At 71.1% G+C, this 16,567-nt stretch carries 20 protein-coding genes and 1 pseudogene; 9 read left to right on the top strand and 12 right to left on the bottom strand.

Annotated features, from left to right (window positions below; translation table 11 throughout):
• Window positions 1-255: 255 nt before the first annotated feature.
• Together ACWGB8_RS20915 and ACWGB8_RS20910 are read right to left on the bottom strand one after the other, a co-directional pair.
• Window positions 256-963, bottom strand: coding sequence for a LysE family translocator (locus ACWGB8_RS20915; protein WP_452215029.1), 708 nt, complete (start codon window positions 961-963; stop codon window positions 256-258).
• Between the two features lie 244 nt (window positions 964-1,207).
• Entirely contained in the window at window positions 1,208-2,617 is a 1,410-nt protein-coding gene (locus tag ACWGB8_RS20910) for a nitrilase family protein (RefSeq protein ID WP_452215028.1), read from the bottom strand.
• Here ACWGB8_RS20910 and ACWGB8_RS20905 point away from each other — a divergent pair.
• Both ACWGB8_RS20905 and ACWGB8_RS20900 read left to right on the top strand, forming a co-directional pair.
• Entirely contained in the window at window positions 2,564-2,728 is a 165-nt protein-coding gene (locus ACWGB8_RS20905; RefSeq protein WP_452215027.1) for a LysR substrate-binding domain-containing protein, read from the top strand. The two genes, ACWGB8_RS20910 and ACWGB8_RS20905, sit on opposite strands and share 54 nt — an antisense overlap.
• Window positions 2,698-3,318 carry a LysR substrate-binding domain-containing protein gene (locus ACWGB8_RS20900; RefSeq protein ID WP_452215052.1) on the top strand — a complete coding sequence of 207 codons (621 nt, stop codon included), beginning with the start codon at window positions 2,698-2,700 and terminating at the stop codon, window positions 3,316-3,318. The genes ACWGB8_RS20905 and ACWGB8_RS20900 overlap by 31 nt, the downstream gene beginning before the upstream one ends.
• A 223-nt stretch (window positions 3,319-3,541) precedes the next feature.
• Here the strand turns inward: ACWGB8_RS20900 and ACWGB8_RS20895 are convergent, their stop codons facing one another.
• Window positions 3,542-4,216 carry an NUDIX domain-containing protein gene (locus tag ACWGB8_RS20895; RefSeq protein ID WP_452215026.1) on the bottom strand — a complete coding sequence of 225 codons (675 nt, stop codon included), beginning with the start codon at window positions 4,214-4,216 and terminating at the stop codon, window positions 3,542-3,544.
• Window positions 4,213-4,596: a DUF4406 domain-containing protein gene (locus ACWGB8_RS20890; RefSeq protein WP_452215025.1), complete on the bottom strand. Its 384-nt coding sequence runs from the start codon at window positions 4,594-4,596 to the stop codon at window positions 4,213-4,215. The genes ACWGB8_RS20895 and ACWGB8_RS20890 overlap by 4 nt, the downstream gene beginning before the upstream one ends.
• A gap of 48 nt (window positions 4,597-4,644) precedes the next feature.
• On the opposite strand from ACWGB8_RS20890, the gene ACWGB8_RS20885 reads away from it, so the two are divergent.
• Window positions 4,645-5,403 carry a DeoR/GlpR family DNA-binding transcription regulator gene (locus ACWGB8_RS20885; protein ID WP_452215024.1) on the top strand — a complete coding sequence of 253 codons (759 nt, stop codon included), beginning with the start codon at window positions 4,645-4,647 and terminating at the stop codon, window positions 5,401-5,403.
• A 139-nt stretch (window positions 5,404-5,542) separates the two neighbouring features.
• Here the strand turns inward: ACWGB8_RS20885 and ACWGB8_RS20880 are convergent, their stop codons facing one another.
• The 3 genes from ACWGB8_RS20880 to ACWGB8_RS20870 all read right to left on the bottom strand — a co-directional run bounded on the left by ACWGB8_RS20880 (window position 5,543) and on the right by ACWGB8_RS20870 (window position 7,208).
• A complete protein-coding gene (locus tag ACWGB8_RS20880; protein WP_452215023.1) occupies window positions 5,543-5,800 on the bottom strand; it encodes a hypothetical protein in 258 nt (85 codons plus the stop codon).
• The gene (locus tag ACWGB8_RS20875) at window positions 5,790-6,023 is read right to left on the bottom strand and encodes a hypothetical protein (protein WP_452215022.1); all 234 of its coding nucleotides are present in this window, start codon (window positions 6,021-6,023) and stop codon (window positions 5,790-5,792) included. The genes ACWGB8_RS20880 and ACWGB8_RS20875 overlap by 11 nt, the downstream gene beginning before the upstream one ends.
• 273 nt (window positions 6,024-6,296) lie before the next feature.
• Entirely contained in the window at window positions 6,297-7,208 is a 912-nt protein-coding gene (locus ACWGB8_RS20870; RefSeq protein WP_452215021.1) for a LysR family transcriptional regulator, read from the bottom strand.
• A gap of 200 nt (window positions 7,209-7,408) precedes the next feature.
• On the opposite strand from ACWGB8_RS20870, the gene ACWGB8_RS20865 reads away from it, so the two are divergent.
• Both ACWGB8_RS20865 and ACWGB8_RS20860 read left to right on the top strand, forming a co-directional pair.
• Complete coding sequence (locus ACWGB8_RS20865; RefSeq protein ID WP_452215020.1) at window positions 7,409-8,215, top strand: EamA family transporter; 807 nt, start codon at window positions 7,409-7,411, stop codon at window positions 8,213-8,215.
• Between the two features lie 187 nt (window positions 8,216-8,402).
• Window positions 8,403-9,341, top strand: coding sequence for a MerR family transcriptional regulator (locus ACWGB8_RS20860; RefSeq protein ID WP_452215019.1), 939 nt, complete (start codon window positions 8,403-8,405; stop codon window positions 9,339-9,341).
• 186 nt (window positions 9,342-9,527) lie between these two features.
• On the opposite strand, the gene ACWGB8_RS20855 is transcribed toward ACWGB8_RS20860, so the two are convergent.
• Complete coding sequence (locus ACWGB8_RS20855; RefSeq protein ID WP_452215018.1) at window positions 9,528-10,394, bottom strand: GNAT family N-acetyltransferase; 867 nt, start codon at window positions 10,392-10,394, stop codon at window positions 9,528-9,530.
• 186 nt (window positions 10,395-10,580) lie between these two features.
• Between ACWGB8_RS20855 and ACWGB8_RS20850 the strand changes: the two genes are divergently transcribed.
• The gene (locus tag ACWGB8_RS20850; RefSeq protein ID WP_452215017.1) at window positions 10,581-11,432 is read left to right on the top strand and encodes an NAD(P)H-binding protein; all 852 of its coding nucleotides are present in this window, start codon (window positions 10,581-10,583) and stop codon (window positions 11,430-11,432) included.
• A gap of 216 nt (window positions 11,433-11,648) precedes the next feature.
• Here ACWGB8_RS20850 and ACWGB8_RS20845 read toward each other — a convergent pair whose 3' ends face one another.
• A complete protein-coding gene (locus ACWGB8_RS20845) occupies window positions 11,649-12,410 on the bottom strand; it encodes a YncE family protein (protein WP_452215016.1) in 762 nt (253 codons plus the stop codon).
• 537 nt (window positions 12,411-12,947) lie between these two features.
• On the opposite strand from ACWGB8_RS20845, the gene ACWGB8_RS20840 reads away from it, so the two are divergent.
• The gene (locus ACWGB8_RS20840; RefSeq protein ID WP_452215015.1) at window positions 12,948-13,121 is read left to right on the top strand and encodes a hypothetical protein; all 174 of its coding nucleotides are present in this window, start codon (window positions 12,948-12,950) and stop codon (window positions 13,119-13,121) included.
• 84 nt (window positions 13,122-13,205) lie between these two features.
• A complete protein-coding gene (locus ACWGB8_RS20835; protein WP_452215014.1) occupies window positions 13,206-13,550 on the top strand; it encodes a hypothetical protein in 345 nt (114 codons plus the stop codon).
• Window positions 13,551-13,639: 89 nt separating this feature from the next.
• On the opposite strand, the gene ACWGB8_RS20830 is transcribed toward ACWGB8_RS20835, so the two are convergent.
• Complete coding sequence (locus ACWGB8_RS20830; RefSeq protein ID WP_452215013.1) at window positions 13,640-14,767, bottom strand: questin oxidase family protein; 1,128 nt, start codon at window positions 14,765-14,767, stop codon at window positions 13,640-13,642.
• A gap of 62 nt (window positions 14,768-14,829) precedes the next feature.
• Here ACWGB8_RS20830 and ACWGB8_RS20825 point away from each other — a divergent pair, with 62 nt between their 5' ends.
• Window positions 14,830-15,321, top strand: a complete 492-nt coding sequence (locus ACWGB8_RS20825; protein WP_452215012.1) for a MarR family winged helix-turn-helix transcriptional regulator — start codon at window positions 14,830-14,832, stop codon at window positions 15,319-15,321.
• A 570-nt stretch (window positions 15,322-15,891) separates the two neighbouring features.
• Here the strand turns inward: ACWGB8_RS20825 and ACWGB8_RS20820 are convergent.
• On the bottom strand, window positions 15,892-16,326 hold the full coding sequence (locus ACWGB8_RS20820) for a YdeI/OmpD-associated family protein (RefSeq protein WP_452215011.1): 435 nt from the start codon (window positions 16,324-16,326) through the stop codon (window positions 15,892-15,894).
• A gap of 122 nt (window positions 16,327-16,448) precedes the next feature.
• A pseudogene (locus tag ACWGB8_RS20815) lies at window positions 16,449-16,567 on the bottom strand (glyoxalase); the annotation flags it as partial.

Genomic DNA, 16,567 nt, shown 5'->3' with positions numbered 1-16,567 from the left:
CCGACCGCCGTTCGGTCCGTCAGAATCGGCTGTTGGGGGCGACGGGGCCGGCGTGCGGAGTTCGGTAGGGCAGCGCCGACGCAGCTGATGGCCGGGCAGCTCGCGCAGCCCGCCTGGCACGGGGTGGAGCGGGCGCGAGGAGACCGCTGCTCATCAGGTTCGGGTTCCGCGGGGGCGCTCCACAGCCTCCCGAGCCGCGGAGACGCTATGGCTCCAAGGCGGTGCGGACCCCGAGCCCCACCAACGCCGTCGCCGTTATGCGTTCCATGAACCGAAGGGTGCGGGGGCGGCGCAGCCAGTTGGCGAGCAGGGCGGCGAACCAGGCGAGGAGGACGAAGTAGAGGCTACGACCAACGCATCGACTGTGGCGAACAGCAGGGTGGAAGCGAGGACAGTCTCGTTTCCGGGAATGATCTGCGGCAGGACGGCGACGTAGAAGCGGCCCGTCTTCGGGTTGAGAAGGCCTGCCACCAGTCCGGTTCGTGCCGCGCGCCAGGCGCTGTCGTGACCCTGCGTGCCTGTAGGCGTAGTAGAGACTTGCCCTTGCCGGGTCCGCCAGAACGTTCGCACTCCCAGGAATATCAGATAGGCGGCGCCTGCAAGCTTGACCGCGGTAAAGGCGGCGGCAGAGTGTTGCAGAAGGGCTGCGACCCCGACGGCCGCTGCGAGCCCCCACCCGAACGCTGCAACTGCGGTCCCCAGGCCCACGGCAATCGCCTGCCGCCTCCCGCGCAAGCCGCTGCGCACCACGAGCAGGGTGTCTGGACCAGGAAGCACCTGCGCAATCACCGACGTCAAACCAGCCCGCGCGCCTCTCAGATCGGCACCGCAGGTGTCCGCGACCGGGACGCCGAACGTGTCCGGGCCGAACTTCGCGCCGCGGCCGACCGAATCGACTTCCGTTCCCGAAGACCCGGGCAGTGGGTGTAGGCGCTTCCTGGCAACCGCGCTCCAGCGCGTCATACCCTCCGAGGCCGTACCGCAAGCCGTCGTGACCGCGCACGCCGAATTACCACGCTCCAGCAGCGCAACCGAAGCCCGCGAGCAGGTACGCAGCGATGCGGGTCGGTCGCATGACTGATCGTGACTGATCTCGCCCCGGCGCGGTGTCCAGGAACTCGCCCCGGCTGTCCTTGTCCGGCGCGCGGCCCACCCCGCTGTTGCGGCAAGTGCCCGGCACTGAACCACTCCTGGGCCGCTGTGGGCCCTACTCGCCGACGGACGTGGAGAAGCGGACAGTGCGGGGGTCCCGCTCGTCGCCGCGCCGTTCGAGGAGCACGCCGTAGAGCTCCGGCCTCCGCCCGCGGAGCCAGCGCTGTCCTGTGGACATCGGCAGCAGACCGAGGTCGAGGTCGGCGGTGACCATGGCGTCAGCCGCCGCCCAGGTTTCGCTCAGCACGCGGCCGTACGGGTCGATGATCATCGCGTTGCCGGTCCGGACCTCGTTGTCGTCGCGCCCTACACCGTTGCTGAACACCACGAACACTCCGTTGTCGTGGGCCCGCGCCGGCAACCACCTCATGAGCCATCCGCGACCGTGCGGCCCGCGGAACGCGGCCTCGATCGACTCCGGATCCTGCTGCCGGTTCTCCCACAGCTCCATCGGGATCGGCTTCATGCCGTGCGGGCTGCGGGAGTCGGTCCCGCCGGTCTGGTGCGGCGCGACCAGTACCTGCGCGCCCAGCAGGGCAGTGGCCCGTACATTCTCGACGAGATTGTTGTCCCAGCAGATCAGCACACCGACCCGCACGCCCCACGGAGTGTCGAATACCGTGTAGCGGTCCCCGCTGGCGATCGCCTCGTGCTCGAATGCGTGCAGCTTTCGATGGACATGAATGGCCCCGTCAGGCAGGCAGATCGTATACGAATTGAATAGCTGACCGTCCTCCGCGCGCTCCAGGAAGCCGACGCCGATTCCCAACCCCAGATCGCACGCGAGCCGGGCGACCGCGCTCACCGACGGACCGTCCCACGCCTCGGCCACCTCTTCCAGGTAGGCCGCAGGGCGCTTGGTCAGGTGCCAGTAGCCGAGGAGGCACATCTCGGGCAGCGCAACCAGCCGCACCTGGTCAGCAGCCGCGGCCCTCGCATAGTGCTCCACCCGCGAGAGTTGAACGCCTTGTCGCCCGGCCGGGACTCGAACTGCACGGTCGCGGTGCGCACAACAGTGGATTGCGACATCGAACTCCTTCGAAGGTCGGTGGGATTTCAGTACACCGCCTCCCATCCCATTCGTCCAATGAATCCTTGGAGCCGTGCCATACACTGCAGGAATGGAAGTACGTTTGCTGCGTGCCTTCGTCACCCTCGCCGGCCATCGGACCTTCGGTGTCGCCGCCGAGGTGTTGTCGATAACCCAACCTGGACCAAGCAGATCCAGGTCCTGGAGGCGCAGGTCGGTGGCCTGTTGTTCACGCGTGGCAGGCACGGCGCCGAACCGACCGAGCTGGGCCGGGCTCTCCTCCCCGACGCCCGAGAGATCGTTGACCGCGTCGACGCCCTGGTGCTGCGGGCCCGCCGGATCGCCGATGGTGACACCGGCCACCTGTCGATCGGCTTCGGAATGTCCAGCATCGATCTCGCGCCACGTGACGTGGCTGAGTTCCGCCGCCGCCACCCCGGGATCGGAGTCACGCTGGACGACATGCCGTCCAGCGTGCAGGAGGAGCGGGTACGCCGAGGCGAACTGGACGCGGGATACATCCGGCTGCCGGCCGGGACGGCCTGAAGGTGCTCGAACTCAGCAGTGACACCCTGGCCTTGGCATCCCCGCCTGACAGGAGTCGACGACCGTCGACCGATCCCAGGGACGTCGGCGCGGCAATGGAGGAGTACGGGCTGGTTCAGCTGGCGCGGGTGAAAGGACCGGGCCTCGCCGGGCAGGTGGACGCCTACCTGGCCGCGTGCGAGCTTCGTCCGGAGGTGATCCAGCACGCCAATGACCTGCAGACGGTCCTTGCCCTGGTGGCAGCCGGGGTGGGGGCCGCGTTGGTGCCTGAAAGGGTGCGCAGCATCGCACCCGCCCAAGTCGCGATCACCCCGATCGACCACCCGGCCGCGCGCTGGCAGGTCGGAGTGGTGTGGGATCCCCATCGTCCGCCGCCGGCGCGCTCGGAACGGAGGAAGACCGACTCGGCACGTCCATCCTGGGTTGACGCGCTACTGGTCCACCTCAACGACTTCGGCCTGGTCCACGCGGACGGTCAGCGCAACGGAGTCGGCGTCGCAGGGGCGGGCCGCCGGCCGGGGATCAGAACTGGGCCCCGGCTGATGTCTCCGCCGGGTGCTCCTCGGCCCAGTCCGTCGCCGCCTACTTGACTGCGCCCTTCGGTTTCACGCCCGGCAACACAGCTGCCGGGCGTTCGGCGTCGTCGGACGACAGAGGCTCGGAAGACGCCCTTTCCCTGGGCAGCGCATGTGACAGCCCGTCAGAATCGACCGGCGTGCGGGCGGGGCGGCATGACGGGCCCCCACCCCGGCGTTCGGCCGATCAATGCGGCGCTGCAGATCGGCCGGGGCAACACCGCGGGTGGGGGCGTTGTCAGCGGTCGCTCGCTGGGGCGAACGGCCCCTCCAGGGCCGCCCATTGCAGGAGCAGGATGGTCTTCCCGTCGGCGATGCGTCCGTCGCGAATCATGGCGAGGGCCTGGGCGAAGGGCAGTTCGAGGACCTCGATGTCCTCGCCGTCCTCCTCAACTCCGCCGCCGGTCCCGGTCCGGTCGGCCGGCGTGTAGGGGGCGGCGAAGAAGTGGAGGCGTTCGGTGACGGAGCCGGGGCTCATGTAGGCGTCGAGGACATGGGTGAGCGGGCCGAGGGTGACGCCGAGCTCTTCGGCGCTCTCGCGTCGGATGGCGGCGGGCGGGTCGTCCGCGTCGAGCAGGCCTGCGGCGGCTTCGACGAGCATGCCGTCGGGGTGGTCGTTGACGTAGGCCGGGTAACGGAACTGGCGGGTGAGCAGGACGCAGCCGCGTTCGGTGTCGTAGGGCAGGACCACGGCGCCGTTGCCGCGGTCGTAGGTCTCGCGCTGCTGGGTCTCCCAGCGTCCGTCGCGGCGGCGGTAGTCGAAGGTGGTGCGCCGCAGCACGTACCAGCCCTGGGAGGTGAGCTCGACGTCGCGGACCCGGATTCCGGGGTTGCGGTCCAGGCCGCGTCCGGCCCTGTCGAGGCCGGTGCGGCCGCGGTGGTCGGGGGTGTCGGTGCCCGGGCGGCCGCTCACGCCGCCTCCCGCGGGGTGCGGCGGGGGATCTCGGCCACGTCGTGGTAGACGGGCAGGCCGAGGCGCCGGGCGATGGCGACGTCCTGGTCGGCTCCGGCGGAGTCGCCGGGCAGGCGCAGTACGGCGTCGCAGTGCGCGAGCAGGCGCTCGGCGGTCGGGTAGAGGACCTGGTCGGCGAGCGGGTCGGTGGGGCCCGCGCCGGCCGAGCGCAGGACGGGCAGGGCGATCCACTCCCCGATCACGGGCAGGTGACCGGTGGCGAAGACGGGCCAGGCGGCGGTTTCGAGGCGGGCGAGGTTGGCGGCCATGGCCTGCGGGTCGCCGTCGGTGCCGGAGCGGTAGGGGCCGGCGATGAGGATGAGCATGGGCTTGTCGGGCATGTGCGCTACGATACATGCAGAAACGTGAAAGAACAGGAGAGAATACGGATGCTGGCTGCCGAACGGCGCGACCACCTCCTCGGCCTACTGGCCCGCGAGGGCAAGATCGTCGCCAAGGACGTCGCCGCCGACCTGGGAATCTCCGAGGACAGCGTGCGACGCGACCTGCGCGACCTTGCCGCCGAAGGACTCTGCCAACGGGTCTACGGCGGCGCGCTGCCCGTCTCCCCGGCAGTCGTGGACTACGCCGCCCGCCAGAGCGTGGCCCCGGACGGCAAGCGGAAAGTCGCCACTGCGGCCGCCGCACTGGTACGGCCCGGCGGCACCCTGATCCTCGACGGCGGCACCACCGCCCTCGCCGTCGCCCACGCACTCCCCCAGGACCTGGCCTGCACCGTCATCACCCACAGCCCGACGATCGCCGCGGCCCTGCTCGACCATCCGCAGGCGGAGCTCTTCCTGCTCGGAGGCCGGATCTTCAAGCATTCGGCGGTCGCCTGCGGCGCCGCCGCGGTCGAGGCCGCGCAGAACATCTCCGCCGACCTCTGCCTGCTCGGCGTCACCGGCGTGCACCCCGAAGCGGGACTGACCACCGCTGACGCGGAGGAGGCCGCGATGAAGCGCGCCCTGGCCGCACGGGCCGCGGACACCTACATCCTCGCCTCCTCCGAGAAGATCGGCACCGCTTCACGGTTCCGCGTCCTGCCCTGGGAGAAGGTCAGCGGACTGATCACCGACGCCGACCCCCACGACGCAGTCGTCGAGCAACTCAAAGCACTCGGCCTGGAAGTCCTGCCGGCCGACTGACAGCCACGAGCCGACACGGCATCGCGGACCGACCGGCACGAGTCCGGAGCACCATCCCGCCGCCACCATGGCGCAGCCGTCACCCCGCCCGCCCGGCGGCCGCTACCCACCGGCGGCCGGACGGACGACCGCAGGGCGGTCAGGCTTCGACGTAGACCGCGATCACCATCGTGTGCAGGGCGGTGGCGAAGTAGACCACGCGCACGCCCTCCACCTCGTCGCGGTAGTCGCGCAGCGGCGCTTCCGGGCGCAGCGTGCCGAGGTCGGGGCGTACCGAGATGGCGACCAGAGCGCGGTCGAGGCGGTGCGTCTCGGCGGCGGTCAGTTTCTCAAGCTGGCGGGTGGCCGGCGGGTGAAGGAGGACTTCGGCCCGTCGGGGGGCGTGGCTAGGCGACACGCTGCGCAGTCTGCCCGTCGGCGAGCTCGGCGAGGTGCTGGTCGCGCAGGTCGGTCCACGGCAGGCAGTTCTCGGGGCGGGGCAGGCCGTTGGCGGCGATGTCCTCCAGGAGCCCGGCGAGCTCGTCGGCCTGGGTGCGCTCGGCCTGGGCCCAGGAGCGCAGGGCTTCGGCGGACCGGTCGGGGACGGGTTCGCGGTCGGTTGCCGCACTGTCGTGGCTCATTGGCTGCTCCTTCGGGTGCCTGACGGGGGCACCGCGGTGACGACCCGGGGCGGTACCGAACGTCCCGGGGGTGCACGGCCTTGGCGTGGCCGTGGCTCCACGGTAGCGGTGAAGGCAAACCGTAGCCGGTGAAGTTCGCAATCTCGCCATGCCGGCGGCGGACGGGAGGGCCGGGCCGAGGCCGGCGGCCCGGGCGGCCCGGGGCAGGTGGGTGGGTGCGCGCGAGTGGAAGGGTGAAGGCGGAAGTCATCCGCTGCGCCGGGCGGGCTGCGGTCAGCGGGTGCGGATCAGGGCGGCGACGGCGGCGATCGGGGGCCAGGTCCACTGGCCGGCGCGGGTGATCAGGAAGCTGCGGCGGGTGCCGGTCAGCGGGTCGAGGCGGCGGAAGGCCACATCCGTACGGTCGCGCTCGATGCAGGACTCGGCCAGCACCGCCACCCCCAGGCCCGCACCGACCAGGCTGTTCACGAGGTGCAGGCTGTCGATCCGATGCGGAATCCGGGGGACGAAACCGGCCATCGCGCACACCCGGTGCACCAGCTCGTCGTCGTCCGTGCCGCGGGAGTTGGCGATCCAGCCGCTTTCGGCGAAGGCGGCGAGCTCCGACAGCGCGACCGGCCGCTGCGAGTCCGGGTGGCTGCTCGGTACAACCAGGTACAGCGGCTGCTCCTCGAACTTCCGGGCGCTCAGCTCCGACGGCCACGGATGCGGCACGAGACTGTAGTCGTACACCACCCCGAGATCGGCCTCGCCGGACCGCAGCAGCTCCACGGTCCGCTCCGGCTCCTGCTCGGACACCTCCATTTCCACCTGTGGATGGAGCCGACTCATCCGAGCCACCACCGGCAGGACCACCGGCTCCACCGCCGTGTAGAAGCTGGCCAGTCGCACCCGGCCGGCCGGCTCCGTGCCGCCGCGCAGCTCGGCCGTCGCTTCCGCCACCGCCGCCAGGATCCCCGCCGCGTGCTCCACCAGCCGCGCACCCGCGGGCGTCAGCCGCACCCGGCGGCCGACCGGCCGCAGCAGCGGCACGCCGACTTCCTGCTCCAGCACCGCCAGGTGCTTGGAGATCGCCGAGGTGCCGTACCCCGTGCGGTCGGCCACGGCCGCCATCGTGCCGAGCCGGTCCAGCTCGACCAGCAGGCGCAACCGGGTGAGGTCGGGCAGCCGACCGAAGGGTTCCATGGCGACATTGTCCACTGATGGTGGCTGATCACTCCACCAATAGACCGTGGACGGAAACAGCCCGCGGGCGATCAGATGACTGTGTGACCGTATCAACCACCACCTCCACCGCTGCCGACGCCGGGCGCCGGACAGCTGTGAAGTCTTTCCGGACGGGTACCCGGCGGCGGGTTCCCGGCCCCGTACTCGTGCTCGCCGCCATGGTCCTCCTGCACACCGGCAGCGCGCTCGCCACCGAACTCTTCGACTCCATCGGCCCGGCCGGCACCACCTGGCTGCGGATCGCGTTCGCCGCCGTCATCCTGCTCGCCTGCACCGGCCGCTCGCTCGGGCCCGCGCTGCGCGCCGCGTCGCGGCGCGACCTGGTCGCCACCGCGCTGCTCGGCGCCGTGAGCGCCGCACTGATGCTGTCGTTCTCCGAGGCGGCCGCACGAGTGCCGCTCGGTACCGCCACCGCGCTCGAATTCCTCGGCCCGCTCACCGTCGCCGTCGCAGCCTCCAAGCGCCGCTCCGAACTCGGCTGGCTCGCGCTCGCCGCGATCGGCGTCCTGCTGCTCACCTCGCCGTGGACCGGCGCGATCAGCGGCTCCGGTGTCCTGTTCGGGCTGGCCTCGGCCGCCTGCTGGGCGCTGTACGTGATAGGTACGGCACACGTTGGCAGCCGCTTCACCGCCCAGCACGGCCTGGCCGTCTCGCTCACCGTCGCCGCTGCGGTCAGCGCACCGTTCGGCGCACCCTCGGCCGTCGCCAACCTCGAATGGGGTGTCGTCGCCGCAGCGGCAGGCATCGCGGCCCTGATGCCGCTGCTGCCCTTCCTGCTGGAGATGACGGCCCTTCAACGGATCAGCAAGACCACCTACGGCACCCTGGTCGGCCTCGAACCGGCCGTCAGCCTGCTTGCCGGGCTCATCCTCATCTCCCAGACCCCGACCGCCGTCCAGGCCGGCGGCACCGCGCTGGTGGTCGCCGCCGGCATCGGCGCGGCGCGCCGGGAGCAATGCAGCTGAAGGGCGGACAGCCGGACCCGCCCACGCCGCAGTCACTACAGACGGACGCAGAGAACGCGTTCGCTGCCCTTGAATCACGGGGTGTTGCGTTCCGAGGGCATTGACGTGACTCGAATCACTCCCTTGCGATGGCCCTCAGGATCCATCGGCTTGAGTCTCCAGTAGGGGGAGGCGAGAGGGTGAGGGCATGGACGGCGACACGCTCTACTCGATCGGTGATCTGGCCCGGCGGACCGGACTGACGGTCAAGGCCATTCGGTTCTACTCCGATTGCGGGATCGTGCCGCCGACCGACCGCAGCCCGGCCGGCTACCGCCTCTACGGCATCGAAGCCGTCGCACGCTTGGACCTCGTGCGGACGCTGCGCGACCTGGGACTGGACCTGTCCACGATCCGGAAGGTCGTGGACCGGGAGATCTCGCTTCCCGAGGTCGCCGCAGCGCACGCCGAAGCGCTGGCCGTGCAGATCAGCACCCTGCGCCTGCGGCGCGCGGTGCTGACGGCGGTGGCCAGGCGCGGGTCCACCCCTGAGGAGATGGATCTCATGCACAAGCTGGCCAAGCTCTCCGAAGACGAACGCCGACGTCTGATCGACGATTTCCTCGACACCGCCTTCGGCGGCCTGGACGCCCATCCCGAATTCCTGGGGATCATGCGGTCGATGACCCCCGAGTTGCCCGACAGCCCCGAGACCGAGCAGGTCGAGGCGTGGGTGGAGTTGGCCGAGCTGTCCCAGGATCCGGACTTTCGCGCCGGCATGCGGCGCCTGGCCGACCACTACGTGGCCGATCGTGCCCAGGCTGGCACCGCGGGCCTGCACCGCGGGCCTGCCGCAGCGGTCCGCGACCACGTCGGCCCCGCCCTGGCAGCCGGCATCGACCCTGCCTCGCACCACGCCGATCCGGTCGTCGCGGCGGTCATGGCCGAGTACGCGCACGCTTTGGGCAGCGCCGACGACGTTGATCTTCGGCGTCGGCTGTTGACACGGCTGGAGACCGCGAACGACCCTCGCCGGGAGCGGTACCTTCGGTTGCTCGCAGTGATCAACGGCTGGTCTCCCCCGGAAAGCCTGGCAGGGGCGCTCGGCTGGTTCGTCCAGGCCCTGCGAGCCCGGATACCGGGGTAGCGGGCCACTCTGCTCCTCGGCCGTGACCAGCCCGCGAACACCGTTGGGCTGGTCACGATGGCGCTGCCACCGTCAACACCGCGCCCGCATCTGCCACGACCGGCGACAAATCACCTGCACCGCAACGAAGCTGCCGGCAGCTCCGCCCGGCGGCCCCCCGGACGAAGGGCCCGGACTGTATCAGCGTCAGGCCTTGCGGATCCGGTCGCCGATCTCCGGCCTCGCCTCGAACCCGGCCGCCTTGTACGTGGCGACGCCGCCGACGTTGGAGCTCGGCGTGCACACCCGAACGCTCGACGAGCCCATCTCCCGCAGCGCGGCCGCCCCGGCGACGGTGATCGCCCGGCCGTATCCGCGACCGCGGTGGTCCTCGTGGACGCCCATCGGCTCGACCAGTCCCGGCTTGCCCGGGCCGGCCGACCAGACCGTCACCACCGCCGCCGGGTTGCCCTGGTCGTCGTAGGCGCCCAGGCAGCGGGCGTCGGCATGGAACGGCCCGGCCGACATCGCATGCCAGTACTCGCGCGTAGGCCGCGAGGTGTTGAACGCCGACCGCAGAACATCGGCGAAGTCCTGCGCCTGCTCCGGGCCGATCGCCCTGATCCGCACCCCGGGGTCCTCCACCGCTTCCGCGAGGTCGCGGAAGAGCGGCGTCCACGGCTCGTCGACGCCCCAGCCCTCCTCGGCCAGCAGGTCGTGAAGCGGCAGGCCCAGCGGTGCCTCGACGGACACCGCGCCTTCCGGCAGCACGCCGCGCTCAGGCAGCGAGATGTCCTCAACAAGCCGCCGCGCCAAGTCCTCGTCCTGGAAGGCGTCGGGAGCGACCGTCATCCGCAGCACCGTCGGCGAGTCCAGCATCCCGACGGCGAGGATCCGTCCGCCCCGGCTCCAGGTCCGAACCACCGCGGCCGTCTCAGCCGTTCCGAACCGACAGTTCCAGCCGATGTCCCCCGGATGCAGCTGCATCGGCGCTCCGTCGTACTGCCACTCCCGCAGTGCGCCCATGGCCTCGCGCACCCCGCCTGCAGCCGGCGTTCCCAGCACAATCGTCATAGCCAGGATCTGACACTCCATCACGGAGGCCTGCAACCCATTAACCGGCTCGGCTCGCAGGTAGCCCTCCTGGTGCGGCCCGATCGAACTTCGTCACTCCAGCCACCCCCACCGGCCGGCGCTTGACTTGAACCATGGTTGATGTACGAGAGTCGTGTCATCGAACGGCGAGACGAGGAGATTCCGATGACACAGCCCGTGATTCTGGTGACCGGCGCGACTGGCAAGGTCGGCGGCGCGGTGGTGACCCAACTGCACGCGGCAGGCGTGACCGTGCGGGCGCTGGTGCGAGGGGAGTCGGACCTCCCGGAGGGTGTGCAGGCGGTGCGCGGCGATCTCGGTGATCCCGCGTCGCTGGGCGCGGCTCTGGAAGGCGTCGATTCGGTCTTCCTGGTATGGCCGTTCCTGGGCGCTGAGGGCGCGTCGGACGTGATCGACGCGATCGGGAAGCACGCTCGACGGGTGGTGTACCTGTCGTCCGCCGGGGTCGGGAGCGGGAAGGAGAAGCCGGGCGAGGCGATCACCATGTTCCACACGGAGCTGGAGCGGCTGGTCGAGGCATCGGGACTGGAGTGGACGGCGCTGCGGCCCACCGGGTTCGCGAGCAACACGCTGGGCTGGGCGGAGGAGGTCCGCACCACCGGTGCGGTACGGGCACCGCTGGCACGGCTGGCCCGTCCGCTGATCCACGAGGCGGACATTGCCGCGGTCGCCGTCCGGGCGCTGACGACCGACGCCCTGCTCGGCGCCCGCCCCCTGCTCACCGGCCCCGAACTGATCACCCAGGACCAGCAGGTGGCCCTGATCGGCGAGGCGATCGGGCGGCCGGTGCGGTTCGAGGAGATCGGGCTGGACGAGGCCGCCGAGCAGATGAAGGCCGCAGGCTACCCGGCCGAGCTGGTGGAGGCCGTGCTGCCGGCCCAGGCGGAGATGATCGACAACCCGGAGCCGGTCAACAACGAAGTGGAGCGCATCACGGGCACCCCGGCCCGATCCTTCCAGGAGTGGGCGGTGGACCACGCGGCGGACTTCCGCTGAGCGGGACGTCCATGCACGTTGCACGTTGACATAGCCGACCGAAGCACGGGATCTCGGCCCCGTCGTCCACGCGCATGACACCGAGGCCGAGCCCCCTGCTCAGGGAAGCCCCGAGCGGTTGAACCGTGCAGGTCAGGAGGCCATCTCGTGGATATGGCGTGCCGTCACTCCGAAGGATCCGCCAAGCAGTCACCTGATCGGAGGGGCAGGCCCTGGTTAGGTGGACTCGATGTCGTCCTCGTCGACATAGGTCTCGTCAGAGCCGTGCGACCACTCGGGAACCTTGTAGAAGTGCTTGTACGATCCAACCGGCCAGATGACGGGGTTCCACGGGGTGCCGCTGCGGTCCCTGCAGTAGCGACCCTTGACGACATCCGGTGCGGCAGGGATCGGCACGCCCGCGCCGGCCTGGTGATAGTTGCCGGGCATGAAGTACCCGGACCTGTACCAGTAGGCGAAGCCGCCCCGCTTGAAGCGGGCGGGATAGGAGCGCACCGGCGGCGGGTGCGGCGGCCGCCAGGCGGTCGGCGCCCCCGCCACCACGTTCCCCGTGGTGTGGGGAAGCCTGATCTCCCGCCGTTCCTTCGGGTCTGTTCCGGGACGGAGCAGCACACACGTCATCGGGTCTTCGAGGACGCAGAGCGTGCCGTCGGCTGCCGTACTCACCCTGCCCCCGCCGGCGGGGAACCGCCCCGTTTCCTTGAGAGTTGCGGGCTGCAGGACCCTGCCCTCGCCTTCGGCGAAGGCAACGTACAGGTGCTGGCCGTCGGTGGACAGGGCGATGTCCTGGGGCCGGTCCCCGCCGTCGTAGCGGGCCGTGACAGCGAGGGTGAGGGGGTCGAGGACCACGAAGCCGCCGTAGCCGCTCTCGACCGGGATGTAGAGGCGGCTGCCGTCGGGATGCGCAACCATCCTCCCGGGACGCCGGCCCGGCACCCGCACGGTACCGACCAGCTCACCGGCCACCGGGTCGATCACCGACAGTGCGAACGTATCCCCGTCGTCCCGGAACGAGGCCGGACCGTCCTGAACCGCATAGAAATGGTACGTGGCAGAGCCAGTCACACTGCTGTCCCTCTCGTGAGTCGTTCGTGGGGTGGGCAGGACGGCGTCCGTCGGCGGCCGCGGCCGCCCCCGGGCTGGTGGTGGGCCGTCAGGACGAGCGCCACCGGTATGCCGCGGGTCCGCGCGTCATGTCACGGACGGCCGGCTGCGGGTCAGGTCTGCAGGATGGCGGTGACGGTGTCGACGACGTCCTGCTCTTCTTCGCACGAGCTTCGATGGTGGACAAACCAGGGCCTCCCGGCATCGGCCTTCCTCGGGTCGGATGACTCCTGGTCCCGGCAGGCCCTGCTGAAACACCGTGCACCCGGACGGCGTCCGCCCATGCTTGTTCGACGAATCATCCCGGCCACTACCGCGCGCCCCCGCTGGCCGGTAGTCGACCGACTACTCCACGCCGCCGCTGGGAAGATCGACTGAGCCCGACCCGGACACGACAGAAGGAGACCGTCCATGGCCGACGACCAGCCCGACGAGACCAGCGCGGACGAGCCCGAAGCCGCCGAGACCACCACCGAGCCGACAACCGTCAAGGCCACCCAGCCGGCCGGACAACAGAAGCTCGAACTCAAGACCATCCAGGGGCAGGTCATCACCCACACGATCGTCAAGCCCCTGCCGGAGTGACAGACCGAGGGATGAACGCCCCGGTGCCGGGCGGGACGCGAGCCACGCCCGGCGCCGGGGCGAGTCCCGCCCCCACCGGCGGCAATGAACGACCAGGAGACGACCACCCATGACCGTACGACGCGCGACCGCGACTCTGCTCACCGCGATCTTCGCGGCCGGCCTGTTCACGGCACCCGCCCAGGCCCAGACCCGCTCCGCCACGCACCGCGCCGCACCGACACGCATCGCACCGACACGGCCCAGGACGAGGAGGGCCAGTGGCTCGCCTGCCACCCGCACGGCTTCAACGACTGGTGCCAGATTCTGGGACCCGGGTGGCACCAGCAGCGCTGGCAGTACTGCGACGGCATCTGGGGCAAGCAGGAGTACTGCGTCAAGACGCAGGCACCCGCCCCGGCTGACGCAGCCCTGACACCCCGGGGCTGACCTGCGAGCGACCACACGGCCTCCCGGGCGTCACGATCGCGGGCTCGCCGTCCGGGGCTCCAGCCGACGCGGGCGGGCCGGTGCCGGACTCAGCGTCCGGAGGCTCCGGACACCCCGCCGCCGTCGTCCAGCCGGGTGATCCGCCGTTGCGCGGCGAATGCGGCGGCGGGGTAGCGGGGGTCGGGGCGCAGTGCGTACTCGCGCAGGCATGCCTCGGTGAACTTGATGACGTGTTCGTCGCCGTGTTCGGCGGCGCGGGCGCCGAGTTCGTTGAGCGGGGGTAGTTCGGGCAGTTCGTGGTGCCAGGCGTCGGTGTCCTCGTCTCGGCGGTCGGTGGTGAAGGCGAGCAGGAAGGCCGTGTGGATCTGCCAGAGCCGGGCGAGCGTGGGCTCGTACTGCTCGTACGGGAGGTGCGGGAGGAGGAGGCGGGCGGCGGCGGGTGCGGTGAGGCCGTGGATGAGTGGGACGGGGTAGACCTCGGGGTGGCCGAGGTAGACGTCCGCGAACTGGGCCGTCATGTCGCTGAGCAGGCGGGGGGCGTCGTGCGGGGTCAGCCAGTGCAACGATGTGGTGTAGCCGGGCAGTTCGGCGAGGGTGTCGAGGCGGTGGCGGGCGGCCTGGGGCCCGGCCGGGCCGTCCAGGGGTGTGCGGGGGAGGGCGGCGACCGCGGCGCGCAGGCTGTACGGGCCGTGCAGCCGGGGCCGCCCGGGTAGTTCGGTGTAGCGGGCGGCCCAGTAGGCGAGGCCGCGGGCCAGTTCGTTCAGCTGGAGGGCGGTCGGGTTCGCGCCTGCGGCGTCCAGGCCGCGTACGGCGTGGGCGGTGCGGATGAGGCCGTGGGTGAGGCCGGCGAACAGGCCCGGGAGCAGCCGTGGCCACCAACGGACCAGCACCTCCCGCCAGTGGGCCTCGGCCAGTTGGCGGGTGAAGAGGCGTTCCCAGTCCCCGGCGCGGTGGAAGGAGCCGAGGGCGGGTCGCCAGGACGATTCGTCGGCCGGGTCGAGGGCGAACCGCGCGGCCGGGGGCTCGTGGTGCTCCATCGCCCGGCGGTAGCGGCCGACCCACCGGGCGACCTCATCCTCCTGGCCGAGCAGGGCGAGGGCTTCGGCGCCCATCGGCCCGTGGTTGGCGAGGTCGACGCCTTCGCCGCGTTCGTAGCCGAGGTCGTCCAGGCGTTCCAGGGCGTCGTTGAGTGCATCGCGGTAGCTGGTTGCGGGCATGCGGGAACCAACCCTTCTGATGTCCAAACAGTTTGGATATCCGAACCATATACACTCGCCGCATGCCGCACAGCCAGAACACCGGAACCCAGCCGCGGAAGCCCACCCCCGCCGAGGTCGAAGTCGCCGCTCTCGTGCCGCTGCTGGAGCCGTACTTCCGGGGCGCGGAGGTGCGCGGCCTGATGCCCGAGCCGCTGCGCGCGGCCATGGAGGCCCACGGACTGACGCCGCGCCACGGCGCCGTCCTGCCGCAACTGCTGGCAGGACCGCCACTGGCCGTCGGCGAGATCGCCCGGCGGCTGCACGTCTCCCTGCCCACCGCCAGCGAACTCGTGGGCGCACTCAACCGGGCCGGGATCGTCGAACGGGCCCAGGACCCGGCCAACCGGCGCCGCGTCCTGATCTCGCTCTCCGCCGAGTACCGCCCCCACCTCGAAACCTTCATCGTCCGCCGCACCGAACCCCTGCTGCGCGCCCTGGACGGGCTCACCACCGACCAACGCGCCGGCTTCCTGGCAGGCCTGACTGCCTGGGTCCACGAGGTCCAGGAGTAGTAGGGCCCTGCCCGATCGGACCTCGCGATCGCCCGCCGCTCATGGACAGGCCGAGATCCGCAGCTCCGTCGACCTGGACATGGCCATGGTCCGCGCGGTGCCTTCCCGTGCCCGCCGACCGATCCCCCGGCCCTGGGCACTCTCACCGGTGCGGCCACGGCGACGTTGAGGTTGATCCTCTGGTGGCCGACGGTCACCGGGGAGCCCGTGCTGGCCGAGGCGGCCGCGGGCAGCACGCGGCACCCCACCAACGGGGAATGGGCGGCCGATGTGCCCGCGGGACGAGGTCGGTCGGAATCGGTCCCCGATGGGGCGCGGAAGATCGTTGACCACCGGTTGCGTGACTCGTCCGCTCGCACAGTGGGACACGATCCGGCGCAGGTGTAGGACGTCGCCGGCAGGCACAGGATGTCGCGGGCCGGCGCGGCCCGGGTGGTGCTCCTGGGCGCCGAGGGCAGGGCAGGACGGGGAGCTCCGGCCGGGCTGAGCCGACCGGGGTTCGCCGGGCCGGGAACAGGGCCAGACCTCCCTACGACGATTGCCGTGCCGCCGGAGTACTGGGCTTCGAGGTCAGCCCCGCAGGGCGGCGATGGCCTTCTCGATGCGCCGCCGGCGCGTCTCGGGCTTCTTCGCGCTCTCGATGGCGCGCACGTGCTCGTGCTTGCGGCTCTGGGTGAGACCGTCGTACGCGGCGCGGGCCACGGGGTCCTCGTCCAGGGCTCGGACGAAGTCCGCGGGCTCGACGACGACGCGCGGCTCGGTGTCGAGCACCAGCTCGACCTCGACCTCCTCGCCGATCGCGACACCCGCGGCCTGCCGATTGGCGTTGCTGAGGCCGAGCAAGTGGCGTCCTCGCATGATGGCGACCCGGCTCTTCCAGGAATGCCCGTTGACCGTGATCGTCACCGGCGGGCGGGCGCCCCCGCCGAGCGCTGCCATCACCTCGGACGGAACCTCCAGACCCCGCATGGGCTCGGGTGGCTCGACGTGGGTCCAGAACTTCATGATCTTTCTCCTGTTTGCTGTGTCGGCGCCTCACTACGGACGACGTACGGGCCGGACATCCGGGCCAGGGGCTGCCACATCGGCGAGTGTTCACCGGGCGACCGGTAGGACCGGGCCGGGTGTCAGGACAGCGCGGGGGCGAGCTGTGCGGCGCTCTCCCAGGTGTAGCCGTCGGGGTCGGTGAAGGTGTCGGCGGTGCCGGTGAGGACGATGCGGTGCGAGCCGGTGCCGTCGGCGGGGA

It is taken from the genome of Kitasatospora sp. NPDC054939 (genome assembly GCF_053610105.1).
The sequence above is the reverse complement of the archived record's forward strand: the minus strand, read 5'-3'. Positions and strand labels throughout refer to the sequence as shown.